19 protein-coding genes and 1 tRNA gene are annotated in these 18,192 nt (G+C 72.2%); 15 read left to right on the top strand and 5 right to left on the bottom strand.

Going from position 1 to position 18,192, the window contains the following annotated elements:
• Positions 1-29: 29 nt before the first annotated feature.
• Positions 30-899, bottom strand: a complete 870-nt coding sequence (locus J2S42_RS18305; RefSeq protein ID WP_307240770.1) for a LysR family transcriptional regulator — start codon at positions 897-899, stop codon at positions 30-32.
• A gap of 57 nt (positions 900-956) precedes the next feature.
• Between J2S42_RS18305 and J2S42_RS18300 the strand changes: the two genes are divergently transcribed.
• The 11 genes from J2S42_RS18300 to J2S42_RS18250 all read left to right on the top strand — a co-directional run bounded on the left by J2S42_RS18300 (position 957) and on the right by J2S42_RS18250 (position 10,449).
• Positions 957-1,289: a PadR family transcriptional regulator gene (locus J2S42_RS18300; RefSeq protein WP_307240767.1), complete on the top strand. Its 333-nt coding sequence runs from the start codon at positions 957-959 to the stop codon at positions 1,287-1,289.
• Positions 1,286-2,266: an HAAS signaling domain-containing protein gene (locus J2S42_RS18295; RefSeq protein ID WP_307240766.1), complete on the top strand. Its 981-nt coding sequence runs from the start codon at positions 1,286-1,288 to the stop codon at positions 2,264-2,266. The genes J2S42_RS18300 and J2S42_RS18295 overlap by 4 nt, the downstream gene beginning before the upstream one ends.
• A 173-nt stretch (positions 2,267-2,439) precedes the next feature.
• Positions 2,440-3,084 carry an LppU/SCO3897 family protein gene (locus tag J2S42_RS18290; RefSeq protein ID WP_307240764.1) on the top strand — a complete coding sequence of 215 codons (645 nt, stop codon included), beginning with the start codon at positions 2,440-2,442 and terminating at the stop codon, positions 3,082-3,084.
• Between the two features lie 161 nt (positions 3,085-3,245).
• On the top strand, positions 3,246-3,926 hold the full coding sequence (locus J2S42_RS18285; protein WP_307240762.1) for a dienelactone hydrolase family protein: 681 nt from the start codon (positions 3,246-3,248) through the stop codon (positions 3,924-3,926).
• A 33-nt stretch (positions 3,927-3,959) separates the two neighbouring features.
• Positions 3,960-4,652, top strand: coding sequence for a uracil-DNA glycosylase (locus J2S42_RS18280; protein WP_307240760.1), 693 nt, complete (start codon positions 3,960-3,962; stop codon positions 4,650-4,652).
• Positions 4,649-5,353: a DUF4129 domain-containing protein gene (locus tag J2S42_RS18275; RefSeq protein ID WP_307240758.1), complete on the top strand. Its 705-nt coding sequence runs from the start codon at positions 4,649-4,651 to the stop codon at positions 5,351-5,353. The genes J2S42_RS18280 and J2S42_RS18275 overlap by 4 nt, the downstream gene beginning before the upstream one ends.
• Positions 5,350-5,910, top strand: coding sequence for a hypothetical protein (locus J2S42_RS18270; protein ID WP_307240756.1), 561 nt, complete (start codon positions 5,350-5,352; stop codon positions 5,908-5,910). Before J2S42_RS18275 ends, J2S42_RS18270 begins: the two co-directional genes overlap by 4 nt.
• A complete protein-coding gene (locus tag J2S42_RS18265) occupies positions 5,907-6,899 on the top strand; it encodes an AAA family ATPase (protein ID WP_307240754.1) in 993 nt (330 codons plus the stop codon). The genes J2S42_RS18270 and J2S42_RS18265 overlap by 4 nt, the downstream gene beginning before the upstream one ends.
• A 159-nt stretch (positions 6,900-7,058) precedes the next feature.
• Complete coding sequence (locus J2S42_RS18260; RefSeq protein WP_370879404.1) at positions 7,059-8,420, top strand: DUF58 domain-containing protein; 1,362 nt, start codon at positions 7,059-7,061, stop codon at positions 8,418-8,420.
• A gap of 71 nt (positions 8,421-8,491) precedes the next feature.
• The gene (locus J2S42_RS18255; RefSeq protein ID WP_307240750.1) at positions 8,492-8,962 is read left to right on the top strand and encodes a hypothetical protein; all 471 of its coding nucleotides are present in this window, start codon (positions 8,492-8,494) and stop codon (positions 8,960-8,962) included.
• Between the two features lie 122 nt (positions 8,963-9,084).
• Positions 9,085-10,449 carry an NAD(P)/FAD-dependent oxidoreductase gene (locus J2S42_RS18250; RefSeq protein WP_307240748.1) on the top strand — a complete coding sequence of 455 codons (1,365 nt, stop codon included), beginning with the start codon at positions 9,085-9,087 and terminating at the stop codon, positions 10,447-10,449.
• 51 nt (positions 10,450-10,500) lie between these two features.
• On the opposite strand, the gene J2S42_RS18245 is transcribed toward J2S42_RS18250, so the two are convergent.
• The gene (locus J2S42_RS18245) at positions 10,501-12,255 is read right to left on the bottom strand and encodes a DUF6311 domain-containing protein (protein WP_307240746.1); all 1,755 of its coding nucleotides are present in this window, start codon (positions 12,253-12,255) and stop codon (positions 10,501-10,503) included.
• A gap of 84 nt (positions 12,256-12,339) precedes the next feature.
• Here J2S42_RS18245 and J2S42_RS18240 point away from each other — a divergent pair.
• From J2S42_RS18240 to J2S42_RS18230, 3 genes are all read left to right on the top strand, one after another.
• Positions 12,340-12,420: transfer RNA gene (locus J2S42_RS18240), tRNA-Leu, on the top strand.
• Between the two features lie 139 nt (positions 12,421-12,559).
• Positions 12,560-13,384 carry a Bax inhibitor-1/YccA family protein gene (locus J2S42_RS18235; RefSeq protein ID WP_307240744.1) on the top strand — a complete coding sequence of 275 codons (825 nt, stop codon included), beginning with the start codon at positions 12,560-12,562 and terminating at the stop codon, positions 13,382-13,384.
• Positions 13,385-13,703: 319 nt separating this feature from the next.
• Positions 13,704-14,024 carry a hypothetical protein gene (locus tag J2S42_RS18230; RefSeq protein WP_370879202.1) on the top strand — a complete coding sequence of 107 codons (321 nt, stop codon included), beginning with the start codon at positions 13,704-13,706 and terminating at the stop codon, positions 14,022-14,024.
• A gap of 338 nt (positions 14,025-14,362) precedes the next feature.
• Here J2S42_RS18230 and J2S42_RS18225 read toward each other — a convergent pair whose 3' ends face one another.
• The 3 genes from J2S42_RS18225 to J2S42_RS18215 all read right to left on the bottom strand — a co-directional run bounded on the left by J2S42_RS18225 (position 14,363) and on the right by J2S42_RS18215 (position 17,602).
• Positions 14,363-15,610 carry an acetyl-CoA C-acetyltransferase gene (locus tag J2S42_RS18225; protein WP_307240742.1) on the bottom strand — a complete coding sequence of 416 codons (1,248 nt, stop codon included), beginning with the start codon at positions 15,608-15,610 and terminating at the stop codon, positions 14,363-14,365.
• 80 nt (positions 15,611-15,690) lie between these two features.
• Positions 15,691-16,491 (bottom strand): SGNH/GDSL hydrolase family protein, encoded by an 801-nt coding sequence (locus J2S42_RS18220; protein WP_370879403.1) that lies wholly within the window; start codon positions 16,489-16,491, stop codon positions 15,691-15,693.
• Positions 16,492-16,525: 34 nt separating this feature from the next.
• A complete protein-coding gene (locus J2S42_RS18215; RefSeq protein WP_307240739.1) occupies positions 16,526-17,602 on the bottom strand; it encodes an SGNH/GDSL hydrolase family protein in 1,077 nt (358 codons plus the stop codon).
• A 215-nt stretch (positions 17,603-17,817) separates the two neighbouring features.
• Between J2S42_RS18215 and J2S42_RS18210 the strand changes: the two genes are divergently transcribed.
• Entirely contained in the window at positions 17,818-18,171 is a 354-nt protein-coding gene (locus J2S42_RS18210) for a YkvA family protein (protein ID WP_307240737.1), read from the top strand.
• Positions 18,172-18,192: the final 21 nt, after the last annotated feature.

The raw sequence follows: 18,192 nt of genomic DNA, 5'->3' as shown, positions 1-18,192 counted from the left end.
GGCCGGTAATGCCGATCGGGCAGGGCCGATCATGCCGGCCGGGCAGCCCACTCCAGCATGTGCTCCACGAACAGCTTGCCGGCCGGCCCGGCGTGCCGGGCCGGCGTGCCGATCTCCAGGCGGCTCGGGGACAGATCCTCGACCGGCAGTGCCCGCATGCCCGGCAGCCGCTCCGACAGCGTCGAGCCGTGCGCGTAGACCACGGCGCGGCCGAGCGCGACCGCGGCGAGCACGTCGGTCACGGAACCGATCCGGAGACTCTGCCGGCGTGGGTGCCCGTCGACGTCGGCGCCGGTCCAGTGCGCCGCCTCCGCATCGGACATACCGGGCCAGTAGGTGAACGTCTCGTCGCGCAGGTCGGCGAGCGTGAGCCGGTCGCGGCCGCCGAGCGGATGGCCCGCGTTCAGGATGACCATCCGCGGTTCGGCCGCGAGCGGCTCGACGTCCAGCCCGTGCCGGTCGAAGGAGTCGCGCAGGATCGAGACGTCCGTAGCCCCGGCGCGCAGCACCTCCGGCGCGAGCCAGTCGCGCGGCTCGATGTGCACCTGGATGTCCGGGTGCTTCTCCTCGAAGGCCCGGCTCGCCGCGGCCACGTCCAGCACGTCGCAGGCGGGCGCGGTGACGGTCAGCGTCTCCGTCCCGCGAGCTCGCGCGAGCGCGACCCGGGAGCGTTCCACCAGGTCGTACGCGTCCATCAGCAGCTCCGACCCGGCCGCGGTGAGCGTGGTGGCGTGCGAGCCGCGCACCAGCAGCGGCGTGCCGACCATCCGCTCCAGCGCGCGCAGCGCGCGGGACAGCGCCGGCTGCGTCAGCATCAGCCGCTGCGCGGCGCGGGTGATGCTTCCGGTCTCCGCCACGGCGATGAGGTACCTGAGGTGTCGCAGATCAAGGTCGGCCACACACCGAGGATGCCACGGCGCTTCATCTATTACGCATTGCGGAATACTCTGCGGTGCATGGAAACGACCCAGTTGCTCAAGGGAGTGCTGGAGCTGGCCGTGCTGGCAGTGCTGCGGGACGGGGACGGCTACGGCTACGACATCCTCCGCCGCCTGCGGGCGGCCGGGCTGGAGGAGGTCGGTGACGCGTCCGTCTACGGGACGCTCCGGCGCCTCTTCCAGGCCGGGCTCCTCACGGCCTATGTGGTGCCGAGCGAGGAGGGGCCGCACCGCAAGTACTACGCCCTCAACGAGGCCGGGCGCGACCAGCTGGCCCGCTCGGCGAAGGTATGGGAAGGTTTCGCCTCCACCATGGACGATCTGCTGAGCGGGGGTTTGGCGCACCGATGAGCGTCACCGAGGACCTGGAGATCAGGCACTACGTGGAGGCGGTCCGCGCCGCGCTCTCCGACCTGCCGTCGCGGCAGCGTGACGACCTGCTGGAGGACCTGCCGAGCCACCTGGCGGAGGTGCGCGCGGAGAGCGGCGAGCCGCTGGTGCGGCGGCTCGGGCCACCGGAGGTCTACGCGGCCGAGCTGCGGGTGGCGATGGGCATGGTCAACGGCGGCCGGGTGCCGCTGCGGGCGCGGCTGGACACGGTGGCGCACCGGTTGCGCGACCGCGGCGCGGACGTGAACCGGCGGGCCGGCACGCTCCTCGGGTACGAGCAGGGCAGCGACTTCCTGCGGCTGCTGCGCCCGGCGTGGTGGTTGCTGCGTGGCTACCTGATCGCGATGTTCGTCGCCGTGCTGGTCAGCAACGACCCGCCCGGCGTGCTGCCGCGGGTCAACGGCAGCTTCCCGATGGCGGTGTTCCTGCTGTTCGCGTTCGTGCTCGGCTCGGTCTGGGTGGGCCGGCGCGAGTCGGCCGGGCTGCCCCGCAACCCGCGGCGGTTGCTGCGGGCCGCTAGCGGCATGCTGGCGGTCTGGGCGTTCGTGCTGCTCTGGCAGGTGGACAGCCGGTCCACGACGGAGCAGATGATCGACTCGTACGGCACCAGCTACGCACCGGCGGGCGCGGAGGTCGAGGACGTCTACGTCTACGACCGGAACGGTCGGCTGCTCACCGACGTGCGCCTGTTCGACCAGAACGGCCGGCCGATCGAGCTGGGCTGGAATCGGTGCGGCCCGGAGCGGGCGTTCACCGGCCAGACGCTCTACCCGCACTGCCCAGGGCAGGCGCCGTTCCAGGTCCCGGCCTTCCCGACGCCCTCGGCGTCCTCGGAGCCGGCCGCGGTGGTCCCGGCCGTGCCCGGCGCGGTGCCGGCCGAGCCGGATGCGGCGCCGTCGGCGAGCCTGTCCGGGGAGCCGTCACCGTCCGCCTCCTGAAAGTGATCTGATCGTTGGCTGTACGACTTTCAGTCACCCGATCCTGCCCCTTCGGCCGCGACGATCATCCGGTCGAGGGGCGGGACGGCGGACTCCGGACCCGTACCGTGTCGATGCACTTGCATTCGTGCCGGTTCCGGCCGGCATGCCAGATCGAAACGGGGATCGGAATCGTGACTGATCAGCCTGCCGGCTTCCCGCCGCCGCAGCAGCCCTCCACTCCGGGCGCGCCCGCGTTCGGCGCCCCGGCCGCGCCCGGCGTGCCGCAGGGCCAGCCGCAGCAGGGCTTCGGTGCCGCTTCGGACGGCCAGGCCGGCTTCGGTGCCGCCCCGGGCCAGCCGCCGGCGTTCGGCGCTCCCGGCCAGCCGCCGGCGTTCGGCGCGCCGGGCTACGCCCCGCCGCCGCAGGAGCCGCAGAAGAGCGGCGGCAAGGGCAAGCTCGCCGGCATCCTCGGCGTGGTCGGCGTGGTCGCGGTCGGCATCCTGATCAAGGTTGTGCTCGGCCTGGGCGTGGGTGCGGCGGCGAACGCGCTGGCGACCGACCCGACCAAGGACGCGAAGGTCGGCGAGTGCGTCGGCAAGCTCCCGGAGCTGGCCGAGGGCGAGACGGACCGTCAGGTCGACGTCGGCATCGTGGACTGCAACAGCGCCGACGCGCAGTCGCTGATCGTCGGCCGGGTGGACAACCTGACGCTGCTCCAGGCCCAGGAGGAGGAGCGCTGCATGGACTTCATCCAGGAGGGCCAGTCCGGCTCGATGATCTGGCCGATGGAAGCCCCGGAGAACGAGTACTACGTTCTCTGCCTGACCGACAAGTAGCACCCGCCACCACGGCGCCGTCCCGCATCGCGCGGGGCGGCGCCGTGTGCTGTTCTCCACTCTTCCCGTCGACGCGGTCGTCATGGCAGGCTGGCCAGCACTACTCAGCTGACTTGAGTAGTGACTCTGTGTGACCAGCCAACGGTGACTGGAGGCGGCCAATGGGCTCGATGGTGAGCTATCGCAGCAACGGGGGTACGAGCGAGGGCTACCTCGCGAGACCCGCGTCGGGGACCGGACCGGGCGTGATCGTCATCCAGGAGTGGTGGGGCCTGGTCGAGCACATCACCGCGCTCACCGACCGCTTCGCCGAGGCCGGCTTCGTCGCACTGGCGCCGGATCTCTACCACGGCAAGCAGACCACGTACCCGAACGAGGCCGTCAAACTGCTCATGGGCCTGGCGATCGACCAGGCCGGCAAGGACATCGCGGGCGCGGCCGACTACCTCGCGGAGCTGCCGGAGACCAGCGGGAAGATCGGCGCGGTCGGCTTCTGCATGGGCGGCAGCCTGGCGCTCTGGTCCGCTACGCTCTCCGACCGGATCGTCGCCACGGCCGGCTTCTACCCGGCGGTCCCGTGGGAGCGGATGGCGCCGAAGTGGGACAACTACGCCGGGAAGACCGCGATCGTGCACTGCGCGGAGGAGGACGGGCTGTCCGCCGCGGAGGGGCCGCAGCGCGCCCGGGCCGGCATCGAGCTGGCCGGTGGCGAGGTCACGCTGTACGACTACCCGGGCACGTCGCACGCGTTCTTCAACGACGACCACCCGAAGACCTACGACCCGGCCGCCGCCGCCACCGCGTGGGCGCGCACGCTCGAGTTGTTCCGGACCCGGCTGTAGCCGAGGCGCGTCCCCCGTGATTCTCTAAGGATCATGGGGGACGCGCTGCAGCACCTCGACGCCGAGATCAGCGACTGCTTCGCCTGCCCGCGCCTGGTCGCGTGGCGGGAGGAGGTCGCCGCCGTGAAGCGCGCGGCGTTCCGGGACCAGACCTACTGGGGTCGCCCGGTGCCCGGCTTCGGCGTGGCCGACGCCCGGATCGGCATCCTCGGCCTGGCACCGGCCGCGCACGGCGGCAACCGCACCGGCCGGATCTTCACCGGCGACCGCTCCGGCGACGTGCTGTTCGCGGCCATGCACCGGGCCGGCCTGGCCAACCAGCCGACCAGCGTCTCCGCCGACGACGGTCTGCAGATCAAGGACACCAGGATCTTCGCGGCGGTACGCTGCGCGCCGCCGGACAACAAGCCGGCGCCGGACGAGCGGGATCGCTGTGCGCCGTTCCTGCACCGCGAACTCGCGCTGATCCGGCCCACGCTGCGGGTGGTGATCGCGCTCGGTGCGTTCGCCTGGGCCGCGTGGTGGCCCGCGATGCGCGAGGTGTGGGGCGTGCGCCCGCCGAGTCCCCGCCCGGCGTTCGGCCATGGTGCACTGTGGACCGGGGACGGCGTACCGGCGCTGCTGGGTTGTTATCACGTGAGCCAGCAGAACACCTTTACCGGGCGGCTCACACCCGCGATGCTGGACGACGTGTTCGCCCGAGCCCGCGCGCTGGCCGCCGCATGACGCTGAAGTCGTTGCGCGTGTGGTGGCCGGTCGCCGCCGCGGTGCTGCTCATCGGCCTGATCGCGGTCGCGGCACAGAACTCCTCGATCGGCCTGCGCCAGGCGCCGCCGCTCGCGCGCTTCGACCTGCCGAGCGAACCACCGCCGACGCTGGAGAATCCGCCACCGCCGGCCGGCGGCGGTAATGAGCTGATCGAGATCGAGGACTCCGGCTTCGCGCTGCCGCCGTGGCTGATCACCGCGCTGATCGTGCTGGCCGTGCTGGTGGTGGCCGGTGTGCTCGGCACCGTGGTGGTGATCGCGGTCCGCGACCAGCTGCGAAAACGGACCGCCGGGTACGCCGCGCCGCGCCGCCGCGCCGCCGCCACCGAGGAGATGGTGGCCGCGCTCGACGCCGGCCTGCACGAGCTGGCCGGCGACGGCGATCCGCGTGGCGCCGTGATCACCTGCTGGGTGCGGCTGGAGCAGGCCGCGGCGGACGCCGGCACGCCGCGCCGCCCCGGTGACACCCCGTCCGAGCTGGTCACCCGTCTGCTGCGCGAGCACCGGGTGGACCGCGCCGTGCTGGCCGGGTTCGCCGAGGTCTACCGCACCGCGCGGTACGCCACGCACACGGTCGACGAGCGCATGCGCGCCGACGCCGTGGCCGCGCTGCACCGGGTGCGCGACGACCTGACCACGCCGGCCGGGGGTGCGCCGTGAGCATCGACGACCTGTTCGCCGGTGCCGAGGAGCGGCCGGCCCGGAAGAGCCGGTGGCGCTGGGTGACCGGTGCGCTGCTGGCCGGGCTGGGCACCGGCATCGTCTACGTGCTGCTGCGCGTCGAGGAGCTGACCGTCTCCGTACCGGTGCTTTTCCTGTCGTTCCTGGCCCTGGTGACGCTGCGGCGCGTGATCGCGTCCGTCGGCGTGCCCGGCCGCGGCGAGCGCCCGGCCCGGCACGTGGTCCGCGGCGAGGAGCCCGGCACCTACAACTTCACCGGCGGTGACGGGCTGCGCCATGCGGTCGGGCGCTGGGAACGCGTGCTCAACTGGAGCACCGAGGACGCGGCCCGGTTCCACCGGCTGACCGTGCCGGCGCTGCGCGAGCTGGCCGACGAGCGGCTGCGGCAACGCCACGGCGTCACCATCGCGTCTGATCAGCGGCGGGCGCGCGAGCTGCTCGGCGACCCGCTGTGGACGCTGCTGACCGCGCCGCCGAAGCGCGCACCGAAACCACGACAGTTCGCGTCGCTGGTCACCCGCCTGGAGGAACTATGACTGACATGCCGGAGCCCCTCCCGCCGTACGAGGTGGGTGCGCTCGCGCGGACCGTGCTGGACGCGGTCGGCACGGTGGTGGTCGGCAAGCGGGAGCCGCTGGAGCTGGTGCTGGCCGGCATTCTGGCCGGTGGGCACGTGCTGCTGGAGGACCTGCCCGGGTTGGGCAAGACGCTGACCGCGCGCAGCTTCGCGCAGGCGCTCGGGCTGGACTTCCGCCGCCTCCAGTTCACGCCGGACCTGCTGCCCGCGGACGTGACCGGCTCGTTCCTCTACGACCAGAGCCGGCACGACTTCACCTTCCGGTCCGGCCCGATCTTCACGAACCTGCTGCTCGCCGACGAGATCAACCGGACGCCACCGAAGACGCAGGCCGCACTGCTGGAGGCGATGCAGGAGAAGCAGGTGTCGGTGGAGGGCGTCACGTACCGGCTGGACGCGCCGTTCCACGTGCTCGCCACCGCGAACCCGATCGAGTACGAGGGCACGTACCCGCTCCCCGAGGCGCAGCTGGACCGGTTCCTGCTGCGCGTCTCGTTCGGCTACCCCAGCCACGAGGAGGAGTGGGAGGTGCTGCGCCGCCGCATCCACCGCCGCCGTGAGGAGGCCGAGATCGCCCCGGTGGTGAACGCGGAGACGCTGCTGCGCATGCAGGCCGGCCTGGAGCAGGTCACGGTCGAGGACTCGATCGGCCGGTACATCGTGGCGCTCGCCGCGGCCACCCGGGAGCACCCGTCCGTGCTGGTCGGTGCGTCCCCGCGCGGCTCGCTGGCGCTGCTGCTGCTGTCCCGCGCGCGGGCCGCGCTGGCCGGCCGCGACTTCGTGGTCCCGGAGGACGTCAAGGAGGTCGCGGCACCGGCGCTGACCCACCGGATCACGCTGCGGCCGGAGATGTGGCTGCGCCGGGTCGACCCGGCGTTCGTGGTCTCCGAGGTGCTCGACGCGGTCCCGGCCCCGGCCAGCGGCGCGCTGCCGACGTACGCGGCATGAGCGAGCTTGCGAGCGAATCTGCTGGCTCAGTGCTCGACGAATGTCGCCGGGGGAGCGAAGCGGAGGAGGCGGCATGAGCGAGCTTGCGAGCGAATCTGCTGGCTCAGTGCTCGACGAATGTCGCCGGGGGAGCGAAGCGGAGGAGGCGGCATGAGCTCTCTGCGTCCCGCGGTGCCGCCGCTGGCGGCGGTCGCGGAACCGGTGCTTCCCGAGGCGGAGGCCCCGCCGGTGTGGGTGCCGACCCGGGCGCTCAGCCGCGCGATCACGCTGGCCGGTCTGCTGCTGGTGATCGGCGTGGTGCTCGGCCGTACCGATGTGGTGTTGCTGGCCACGCCGTTCGTGATCGGGACCGCGGTCTCGCTGCGCCGCCGCCCGGCCGCGGCGCCGGACCTGGCGCTCACGCTGGAGGCGGTCAACCGGGTGGAGGGCGGCGACGTCCTCGCCGAGCTCGAAGTGATCAACCGGGATCACGTCCGCTACGACCTGGTGCTGGTCCGGGTGCGCCGGTCGCGGTGGCTGCGCCTGGACGCGGCGGACCGGCCGCAGGGCCTGGCCGTGGACGCGGGCCGGACCGGCCTGATCGCGCTGGAGGGCCGCGGGTTGCGCTGGGGCCGCCACGACCTCGGCCCGATCGCGGCCGCCGCGGCCGCCTGCGACGGGCTGTTCACGTCCGCGCCGGTGGTGCTGCGCCCGGCCCGGATCGCGGTCTACCCGCGTACCGAGCCGTTCCAGGCGGTCGACGCGATGCCGAACGCGGCCGGCCTGGTCGGCGGCCACCGTTCCCGGCGCCCCGGCCAGAGCGGCGAGCTGGCCGGTGTCCGCAAGTTCGGGCCCGGCGACCGGCTGCGGCGCATCGACTGGCGGGTGTCGCTGCGCGCCGGTGAGCTGCACGTGGCCGCCACGCTCTCCGACCGGGACGCCGAGGTGGCGCTGCTGCTCGACGTGACGGCCGAGACCGGCAACTCCGGCGGCGTGGACGGCGGTGCCTCCGTACTCGACACCACGGTCCGGGCCGCAGCCGCGATCGCGGAGCACTACTTGCACCGCGGCGACCGGGTCTCGCTGCTGGAGTACGGCCCGGCCGCCCGCCGACCCCGCGCCGCGGCGGGCCGCCGGCAGTACCTGACCGTGCTGGAGTGGCTGCTGGAGGTGCGGCAGCAGGGCAGCGCCGGTAACGGCGCCGACCCGGTCGCCGCACACCTGGTCTCGTCGAACGCGCTGGTCGTGGTGCTGACGCCGCTGCTGGAACCGGGCGCGGCCGAGATGCTGGCCCGGCTGGCCCGCTCCGGCCGGTACGTGGTCGCGGTCGACACGCTGCCGAGCGCCGGACTGTCGCTGCCCGGCGGCAGCCCGTGGGTCGAGCAGGCGCTGCGCCTGTGGCGGCTGGAGCGGGAGAACACGCTGGGCCGACTGCGAGAGCACGGTGTGCCGGTGGTGAGCTGGGCCGGCGCCGGCAGCCTGGACCTGGTGCTGCGGGACATCGCCCGGTTCGCCGGCGCCCCCCGGGCGGGCCTGCGGTGAGGGCCCGCTACCTCGCGCTGCGCAACGCGGTCCGGCGTGCCGGACCCACGCCGATCCTGGTCCGTCTTGCGGTGGCCGCCGCCGGCCTGGCCGCGCTGCTGGTGGCACTGCCGGCCGATTTCCTCGATCTGCGCGTGGCCGGCGCGATGATCGTGCTGGCGATCCTCCCGGCGCTGCGGCCGCGCGGCACCATGCCGGTGATCCTGGCGCTCGCGGTCATCGCGCTCTGGCTGATCGGCACCGCCGCGTATGGTGAGTCGGTCTCGATCTGGCGGGTGCTCGCGCTCGGCAGCCTGCTCTACGCGGGCCACGGCCTGGCCGCGCTGGCGGCCTGCCTGCCGTTCGACGGCGCGATCCGCTCCGAGGCTGTCACCGGATGGGTGATTCGGCTGGTCGCGGTGGTGATCGGATCGGCGGTCGTGCTCGTCATGGCGCTCGCCGCGGTCGGCCGCCTGACGCTCGGCAGTCACGTAGCGTTTGCGATCGGTGGCTTAGTGGCAGCAATCACGGCTGCCGGCCTCCTCGCCAGGCTCTCCCGATAAACGCTGCTGACCAGCGCTTTTGCTGACGTAACATGCTTTTTACCTGGTCGGGAACGCGTCGTGGATCACATAAGTCGTCATCCCCCGCGCAAGGTCAAGAGGTTAGGAGAAAGATAACCCTCGTGAGTCCTCAGCGGATCCTTGTGGTTGGAGCTGGGCACGTCGGCCTTTTCGCCGCGCTGCGCCTCTCCAAGAAGCTCAGCGCGCGCGAGGCAGAGGTAATCGTCGTCGATCCTCAGCCGCACATGACCTATCAGCCGTTCCTCCCCGAGGCGTCGGCCGGCAACATCTCCCCGCGGCACGCCGTTGTGCCGCTGCGCCGGGAGCTGCGCCGCTGCACGATCATCTCCGGTGAGGTCACTCGCATCGACCACGCGAACAAGAAGGTCCTGGTCGAGACCATCTCCGGGCCGGCCCGCGAGGTCGAGTACGACCACATCGTGGTCGCGCCCGGCTCCGTGTCCCGCACGCTGCCCATCCCGGGCCTACGCGAGCAGGGCATCGGCTTCAAGACCATCGGCGAGGCCATCTACCTGAGGAACCACTTCCTCGACCGGCTGGACGTCGCCGCCACCACCACCGACGCCGAGACCAAGAAGCGGGCACTCACGTTCTGCTTCGTCGGCGGTGGCTACGCGGGCATCGAGGCGCTGGCCGAGATGGAGGACATGGTCCGCTCCGCGCTCAAGTACTACCCGGAGCTCAAGCAGGACGAGGTCCGGTTCGTGCTGGTCGAGGCGACCCAGCGGATCCTGCCCGAGATCGGGCCGGACATGGGTGCCTACGCCGCCCGTCAGCTGCGCAAGCGCGGCATCGACATGCGGCTCGGCACGTTCCTGGAGTCGTGCGTCGACGGCAACGTCAAGCTCTCCGACGGTGAGCAGTTCACCACCGACACGGTCGTCTGGACCGCCGGTGTGAAGCCGTCCCCGATGCTGGCCAACACCGACCTCCCGCTCGGCCCGCGCGGCCACGTCAACTGCCTGCCCACGCTGCAGGTGGCGGACGGGGAGACGGTCGTCGAGGGCGCCTGGGCCGCGGGCGACTGCTCGCAGGTCCCGGACCTGACCGGCGGCGTCGGCGCGTGGTGCTCGCCGAGCGCACAGCACGCGGTCCGGCAGGCGGTCGTGGTGGCCGACAACATCGCGCGCGTCATCCACGGGCGCGAGCCGAAGGTGTACCGGCACAAGTACCTGGGCTCGGTCGCCGGCCTCGGCCTCTACAAGGGCGCCGCGAAGGTCTACGGCGTCAAGGTGCCGGGCGTCACGGCATGGCTGATGCACCGCTTCTACCACGTCAGCCAGATCCCGTCGTTCAACCGCAAGGTGCGGGTCGTGGCGGACTGGACGCTGGCGTTCTTCCTCAAGCGTGAGGTGGTCGCGCTCGGTCAGCTGCACGCGCCGCGCGAGGAGTTCACCGAGGTCACGCCGCCGCTGGAGCCGAAGCCGGCCGCTCCCGCCGAGCCGGTGGCCGCCGGTAAGGCCTGATCGTTTCTTTCTGAGGCAGGGGCGAGCCGAACGGCTCGCCCCTGCCTCACGTCATGCCCGCCAGTACCAGACGTCGGCCGAGCGGGTGCCGGTCGTGCCGAGCAGGCGCTCCAGCGTGACGCGCAGCGCCACCGCGTTCGGCGCCGAGTCCGCCACCGCCACGCACGACGCGCCCCAGTGCACAAGGTCGGCCCGCGCGTCCCGGCGCTTCTGCTCGTCGATCTCCGGCACCACGCCGGTCTTCGCCACCTCGGCCGTCACGCTCGACAGCGTCCGCTGGTAGGTGCCCATCGACGGCGCGCCGTCCGCGCCGTACGACGCGATGAAGAATCCCTCCGGGATGCCGAACGCGGCGTTCGTCGCCGCCGCCCAGCGCATCGGCCACGGGTCCTGCGGCGTGGGCAGCGGCACCGGCACCAGCACGCCGCCCTCCGGTACGCACTCCCGCCAGTGCCCGCCCGCGATGAACTCCGGCAGCGGCTCGCGCGCCGCGGCCGGCAGCGGCGCCGGGGTGAGCGGGGCCAGAGCGACGACCACCAGCGCCGGTGCCACGTACCGGGTGAGGTCCGGCCGAGCCAGACCGGCCTGGACGCCGCGTGCCAGGATCACCGCGATCACCGGGATCAGCGCCAGCGAGAACCGCATCGGCAGCGCCGCGTCGATCACCGGCACGCTCTCCAGCAGCGCGAACGGCCCCCAGATCTCCAGCTGCTCCCGGTTGTGGACGAGCGACGGACCGAGGGACAGCACCGCCATCGTCAGACCGGCGAACGCGGCGGCCAGCACCGCGCGGTCCCGCCGCAGCCACCCCACGAACCCTGCCGCGAGCAGCAGCAACGGCCAGCCGAGGAACGTGTTGTACTCGCTGGCACCGGTGCTCAGCTCCGCCGCCTCCGGCTCCCCGGCCACCGACAGCGGCGAGAAGGCGGTGAAGCTGGCCAGGTCGGTCACGAAGTAACCGGGCAGGAACAGCGTCCCGTTCACCGACTGTGGCCCACCGAACTGCACCCACAGCGGGTACGCCAGCAGCGCACCGGCCACGACCGCGGTGAGCAGCATCCCCCCGAGGAACGGACCGGCCGCGCGCAGCGCCGCCCGCGGGCGCAGCGCCGCGAATCCGAGCGTGAACAGCAGCAGCGTGAACGCGGTGAGGAAGAGCACCTCCTCGCCGATGAAGACCTGCACGGTCACGGCCGCGGCCAGGCCCAGCGCGGAGATGACGATCGTTCTCGGGTTCCGGGTCCGGTACATCCGGATCACCAGCCAGACCATCACCGGTACCAGCCACTGCGCGGTCATGTGCAGGTGGCTGACCGACTGCGACACCATGCCGGGCGCGAACCCGGCGAACACCGCGCCGAGCCCGGCCGCGACCGGCTCCACGCGCAGCACCCGGCGCAGCAGCACGTGCCAGGCGATCGCGGTGCCGGCCAGGTTCAGCGCCACCAGCAGCGCGAACGTCACCGGCACCCCGAAGATCAGGGTCACCGGCGTCATCAGTACGCCGAGCGCGATCACGGACGTGTTGGCGAGCAGGTTCACGCCGTCCGGCACGTTCAGCCGGTCGGTGATCAAACCGACATCGCCGGTGGCTATCCGGGTGTCGTAGGCCAAGAACCACTCGTACAGCGCCTGATCGGCCGCGTTCAGCGCCATCACCTTGGCGCCCGGGTCCGGCCACAGGTAGGCCGTCAACCAGGCCGCCAGGAATAGGTAGAAGACGCAAAATGCCAGGTCAGCGACGTCCAGACGCTTCTCGCTGACGTTCGTCTCCCGGTCCACTTCGGTGGGTGTGGGGCTCGTCACGGCAACGACAGTAGTGCGCCGCAGGGTTGTCGGCGCGCTCGGTGCGCCCCTACCCATTACCGTGACATCTGCACGCACGCACTCGCCCGGGTGGTGGAATGGCATACACGGCCGCCTTAAAAGCGGCTGCCGAGAGGCATGCGGGTTCGACCCCCGCCCCGGGCACCCCTTTACTACCTTCCCGTCCTCTCCCACAAGGTGTAGGACTTTCTGTTCAGGAAGTTCACAGGCCAGCGGGTCGCCCAGCCTGGTGGCCACCCCTTACTCTTGGCAGGAGTGTCATTACCGGCAGGAGGCCATAGACGTGAAGACAAGCAACCCGGTGCTGAGCCAGCTCGGCCGGGCTGCCGAGCGCGAGCGGGCCGGCGCGTACGGCGCCTACGGTCCCGGTGGCGCGCCCGGTTACGGTCCGGCGGGTTACGACCAGCCCTACCCGTCCCAGGCGTACCCGGCGGCTCCGCCGGCCGTCCGCCCGATGACCATCGACGACGTCGTCGTCCGTACGGTCGCGCTGCTTGCGATCACCGCCCTCTCCGCCGCCGCCGCGTGGATCCTGGTCCCCGCCCCGGTCGCGATGCCGGTGCTGGTCGCGGCCGCCGTCGTCGGCCTCGTGCTCGGCCTGGTCCTCTCCTTCATGCGGATGGCCAACCCGGTCCTGACCGGCGTCTACGCGGTCGTCCAGGGCGTGCTCCTCGGCCTGGTCAGCCGCGTGTTCGAGGGTTTCTACGACGGCATCGTCCTGCAGGCCACCACCGCCACGTTCGGCGTGTTCTTCCTGATGGCGATCCTCTACCGCGCCCGCGTGATCCGCGCGACCCCGAAGTTCGCCCGCATCATGATCTCGATCATGGTCGGCCTGTTCGCGGTCATGATGATCAACCTGGTGTTCGCCCTGTTCGGCGTCAACACCGGCCTCCGCGACGGCAGCCCGCTGGCCATCGGCTTCAGCCTGGTCTGCATCGTCGTCGCCTCGCTGAGCTTCGTGCTCAACTTCGGCGAGATCGAGGAGGGCGTGCGCATGGGCCTTCCCCAGAAGTACGCCTGGACCGCCGCGTTCGGCATCCTGGTCGGCCTGATCTGGCTCTACCTGGAGATCCTGCGCCTGTTGAGCTTCCTCCAAGACGACTGACCCGCGCGGCGCCCGCCGCCGCGCACCCCACCCCTTCCGCCGAAGCCCGCCCGAGCCCTCCCCGGCCCGGGCGGGTTTCGCCTTTCCCGGCCTGAGGGCACGCACGGTGTTCCCCGGCCCGGGGCGGGCGCTTCGTTCTCCCCGCCCGGAGCGGATCTCGCCTCTTCCCGGCCGGGGCCGGCCGTGCCCTTCCCGCCGGCCCTCGTGCGGCCGGAAGCCGCGCTCAGGCCTGTCCGGAGAACCGATCGCGTCGCCGGCTCGTACCGGCCTGCCGCACGGCCTCGCGGGGGTGGCCGGCGTGCCCGGGTAGCCTCGCGATGTGCGTACCGCGACCCTCGACCAGGCTCTGGAGCGATTCATCCGTCAGGTGGGCCACTGGGAGGCGCCGCGCTGGGCCGCGCACCTCGACGGTACCGACGGCAGCCGTGGCGACGCCCTGCACGCTCTCGTCGCCTGGATCGCGGATGCCGCCGCTGATGCGGAGGGCGAGCCGCACCGGGCGGTTCCGCGCCTGCCCCACGATCCCGCGCTGGTCGACCAGCTCCGCGTCGTCATCGCCGACCTGCGGGCCGCGAATCCGGCGGAAGCCGTGCTCGCCGAGGCCGCAGACCGTCTCAGCACCTTGCGCCAGGTGTTCTGACACGTTGCCGTGCGGGCCGCCCGGCTCCTGACCCTGTGGTTGCACCAAAGGCGTCTCGGCTCCGGGGAAGGCCAAGAGTTCCAGCGGGCCTGGGTTCCCGGTTTTGTCTCGTGTGCCTGCCCGCCTCGCCTGCTGCCGCCCAGGCGAGCCGAGCAGATCATCGGCAGGGCCGCCGGCTTCGGTCACATGGGTAGTCGCGTGCCACCGCCGCCGCGGGGCGGCGAGGGCGCCTCGGGCGATGAGCCTGGAGAGTAAGGATCGTTGAGTCACTAAGGCTGCTTCACCCCACCCCGAAGCAGCCCCAGCGACACAACGACCTCCCCGCGGGAGAGCGAGAATCAGCTCAGCCGCTCAACGATCATGGCCATCCCCTGGCCACCGCCGACGCACATGGTCTCCAGCCCCACGGACTTGTCGTGCCAGGACAGCGAGTTCAGCAGCGTCCCCGTGATCCGGGCGCCGGTCATCCCGAAGGGATGCCCCACCGCGATCGCCCCGCCGTTCACGTTCAGCTTGTCGATCGGAATGCCCAGCTGCTGGTACGACGGAATGACCTGTGCCGCGAACGCCTCGTTGATCTCCACGAGATCCACGTCGTCGATGGTCATCCCGGCGCGCGCCAGCGCCTGCCGGGACGCCTCCACCGGCCCGAGCCCCATGATCTCCGGTGACAGCGCCGTGACCCCGGTCGAGACGATCCGGGCCAGCGGCGTGATGCCCAGCTCGCGCGCCCGTACGTCGCTCATCACGATGACCGCGGCCGCGCCGTCGTTGAGCGGGCAGCAGTTGCCCGCGGTGATCCGGCCGTCGGGGCGGAAGACGGGCTTGAGGCCGGCCACGCCCTCCATGGTGACGCCGGCGCGCGGGCCGTCGTCGGCCGTGACGACGGTGCCGTCCGGCGTGGTGACCGGGGTGATCTCGCGGGACCAGAAGCCGTTCGCGATGGCCTTCTCCGCGAGGTTCTGACTGCGGACGCCGAACTCGTCCATCTCCTCGCGGGACACGTCGTACACCTGGGCCAGATTTTCGGCGGTCTGGCCCATCGTGAGGTAGATGTCCGGTAGCTCGCCGTCGGTGCGCGGGTCGTGCCAGACCGGGGCGCCGCCCTGGGCGCGAGCCGCGTTGCGCTCCCGCGCGGCGGCGAAGCGCGGGTTCTCCCAGCCGCCGCCGACCAGCGCCTGCGCCTCGGGCGGCAGGCCGTCGGAGTTGCCGCGGGCGTAGCGGGAGACCATCTCGACGCCGGCCGAGATGAACACGTCGCCCTCGCCGGCCCGGATCGCGTGCAGCGCCATCCGGGTGGTCTGCAGCGAGGACGCGCAGTAGCGGGTGAGGGTGGCACCGGGCAGGCCGTCCTGCCCGAGCAGCGTGGCGACCACACGGGCCATGTTGAAGCCCTGCTCGCCGCCGGGCAGACCGCACCCGAGGTAGAGGTCCTCGACCGTGGCCGGGTCGAGCTGGGGGACCTTGTCGAGCGCCGCCTGAATGATCGTGGCGGCCAGATCATCGGGGCGCAGTTCGCGCAGCGAGCCCTTGACGGCCCGTCCGATGGGGGAGCGGGCAGTGGCGACGATGACAGCTTCCGGCATGAACGAACGTTAACCCACCGGTAACATCATGTCGATGAGAAACGTGTGGCGCGGCAGAGATTGCCGCGCCGCACACACGCTCACTGGGTACGCGGGTTCGGCATCGTCGCCGCGTGCGAGACCGCGGGCAGCAGCGCGTGCGCCCACACCCGATAGCCGTCCGCGGACGGGTGGTAGCCGTCGTAGCAAAGCGTGCCGGAGTCGGCCCGGAACACCGCGCCGGTCTCGACGGCCAGGTCGACGACCGTGCCGCCGGCGTCGCGCACCGCCTTGGCCTGCGCGTGCGCCATCTGACGGCCGAGCAGCCCGACGATCTGCCGTAGCGGCTGCGCCAGTGCGCGCGCCGCGCCCAGGTCAGGGCAGGTGCCGACGACGACCTCGACGCCCGCGCCGCGCAGCCGGCGGACGGCCGCGCTCAGGTGCGCGGCAGCCTCGGCCGGGCGGCGCAGCGAGGTGGCGTCGTTCGCGCCGATCAGGATGACGGCCACGTCCGGACGCTCGCCGAGCAGCGCGCGGGCGACCTGAGTGGCCAGGTCGGTCGAGCGGGAGCCGGCCACGCCGACGCTGGACAGGTGCACGTGCCGCTCGCCGTGCCCGGCCGCGCCCTCGGAGAGCAGCCGGGCCAGGTGGCCACCGACCGTGTCGGCCAGGAACTCGACGCCCACGCCGAGCGCGCTGGAGTCGCCGAGCAGTACCAGGCGCAGCGACGGGGCACCGGCCGGGCCCATCGAGGTGCGCAGGCCGAGGCCCATGGACGGCTTGGCGTAGCGGCGGCTGCGCGCGGCGACGATCTCGCCGGCGAGCAGCGCGGCGCCGCTCACCGTGCCGGCGAGCAGCGTCATGGCCGCGGTCCGGCCGATCTGGCGAGCCTCCGGAGTCATGCCCATCACCGTCCTCCTCCGTGCATGGTTGACATCACATCATGCCGTCGTGGCCGCGGCCGTCCGTCGACTCCTGCGGGGTCATATCCCCTTTTCCCGACAAAGCCTTATCCAAGGGTACGGCCGCCGTGTCCTGATCGGGAGTCTGCTGACGCGGCATCACGGCCAGTCGTCGCAGCCGCACCCAGCGGCCCAGCGGCCCGCGGTCGCGCCCGGCCACCCGCTCGGCCGACACCTCGGTGCCCGCGTGCTTGACCGCCTCCTGCGCTGCGTCGGAGAGCGAGCGCACGCCCTGGTCCAGGCTCAGCGTCGACGCCTGCGCGGACGGCACGCCGAGCGCCGCGACCGCGGTCGGCAGCATCGCGGCCGCTGCCACCGCGTACCCGTCGGCGGAGGGGTGAAAGTGGTCCCACGCGAACATCCGGGTCGGCTCCGCGAAGAAGCGGGGCCCGAGCAGGTCGCCGAGCGACACCGTGCGCCCGCCGGCCTCGACCACCGCGATCGTCTGCGCCTCGGCCAGCTGCCGGCTCCACCGCCGGGCGAGCCAGCGCAGCGGCGGCTTGATCGGCCGGATCGTGCCCAGGTCGGGGCAGGTGCCGACGACCACCTCGGCGCCGACGCCGCGCAGCGCGCCCACCGTGTCGGCGAGCTGCCGCGCCGCGACCGTCACCGGCGTGCGTTTGGTCACATCGTTCGCGCCGATCAGAATCACGGCCAGGTCGGGCCGGACCTCCAGCGCGTCCTGCACCTGGTGGCGCAGGCCGTCGGTGATCGCGCCGACCACCGCGAACCGGTGCAGCCGGACCGGACGGCGCAACCGGCGGGACAGGCCGGTGGCCAGCAGCGCGCCCGGCGTCTCCCGGGTGCGCAGCACGCCGTACCCGGCCGCGGTGGAATCCCCGAGCACGGCGAGAACCAGTGGCCTGCCGCCGAACTTCGCGCCGAACACGCCGTCCGCGCGCGGCGGTGGCCCCTCGGCCAGCGGAATGGTCCGGCGGGCCGCCTCGGCCTGTGAGGCCAGCAGACCCGCGGACGCGAGTGTCATGCCGGTCAGTGCGCCGGCCGTGAACACCGCGGTCCTGGCGATGCGTTGTGCTGTCCGCCCGTTCATCAGCGCCCCCGCCTTCCTCTTTCACGCGAGCGACGGATTTCGAGATTAACGCTTCTCCGCGACGGTCTCCCGGTGCGCCCTGGGTGCTTTCCGGTGAGTTCGCACGGAGTTCAACCCGGTGCCCGGGGGCAGGTGGTGTGGATCACCGGGCTGGGTACATACGGGTTGCCGAGAACGGTCACCATTGGGATGCGGGATCGAGGAGCTGGGGAGAGATGGCGAACAATCTGCGGCGTGTGGCGGCGTTCAAGGCTCTGTGGCAGGCGCTGACGGCGAGCCGGAAGGGCGGCCCGTCGATCGGGCAACGGATCGCGGCCGTCCCGCGAATGATCAAGGCGATCGTCAAAGGTGAGTACGACGGCGGCAAGTCACTGCTGCTGATGGCCGGTGCGCTGGCCTACCTCGTCTCCCCGATCGACCTGGTGCCGGAGGCGATGCTGCTGCTGGTCGGCCTGGCCGACGACGCCGTGGTCATCACCTGGCTGGCCGGCTCGGTGCTCTCCGAGACGCAGCGGTTCATCGAGTGGGAGAAGGACCGTGATCGCATTCTCATCGGGAAGGCGCACTAACTTCCCGAAGTGCGGGACGTA

The sequence above is a fragment of the Catenuloplanes indicus genome (genome assembly GCF_030813715.1).
Classification (GTDB): Bacteria; Actinomycetota; Actinomycetes; order Mycobacteriales; family Micromonosporaceae; genus Catenuloplanes; species Catenuloplanes indicus.
The sequence above is the reverse complement of the archived record's forward strand: the minus strand, read 5'-3'. Positions and strand labels throughout refer to the sequence as shown.

Excerpts from the sequence above, each read along its gene's own strand:
- J2S42_RS18265 (WP_307240754.1), top strand. The coding sequence starts at position 5,907 with ATGACTGACATGCCGGAGCCCCTCCCGCCGTACGAGGTGGGTGCGCTC.
- J2S42_RS18295 (WP_307240766.1), top strand. The coding sequence starts at position 1,286 with ATGAGCGTCACCGAGGACCTGGAGATCAGGCACTACGTGGAGGCGGTC.
- J2S42_RS18275 (WP_307240758.1), top strand. The coding sequence starts at position 4,649 with ATGACGCTGAAGTCGTTGCGCGTGTGGTGGCCGGTCGCCGCCGCGGTG.
- J2S42_RS18300 (WP_307240767.1), top strand. The coding sequence starts at position 957 with ATGGAAACGACCCAGTTGCTCAAGGGAGTGCTGGAGCTGGCCGTGCTG.
- J2S42_RS18215 (WP_307240739.1), bottom strand. The coding sequence starts at position 17,602 with ATGAACGGGCGGACAGCACAACGCATCGCCAGGACCGCGGTGTTCACG.
- J2S42_RS18220 (WP_370879403.1), bottom strand. The coding sequence starts at position 16,491 with ATGACTCCGGAGGCTCGCCAGATCGGCCGGACCGCGGCCATGACGCTG.
- J2S42_RS18285 (WP_307240762.1), top strand. The coding sequence starts at position 3,246 with ATGGGCTCGATGGTGAGCTATCGCAGCAACGGGGGTACGAGCGAGGGC.
- J2S42_RS18280 (WP_307240760.1), top strand. The coding sequence starts at position 3,960 with ATGGGGGACGCGCTGCAGCACCTCGACGCCGAGATCAGCGACTGCTTC.
- J2S42_RS18210 (WP_307240737.1), top strand. The coding sequence starts at position 17,818 with ATGGCGAACAATCTGCGGCGTGTGGCGGCGTTCAAGGCTCTGTGGCAG.
- J2S42_RS18225 (WP_307240742.1), bottom strand. The coding sequence starts at position 15,610 with ATGCCGGAAGCTGTCATCGTCGCCACTGCCCGCTCCCCCATCGGACGG.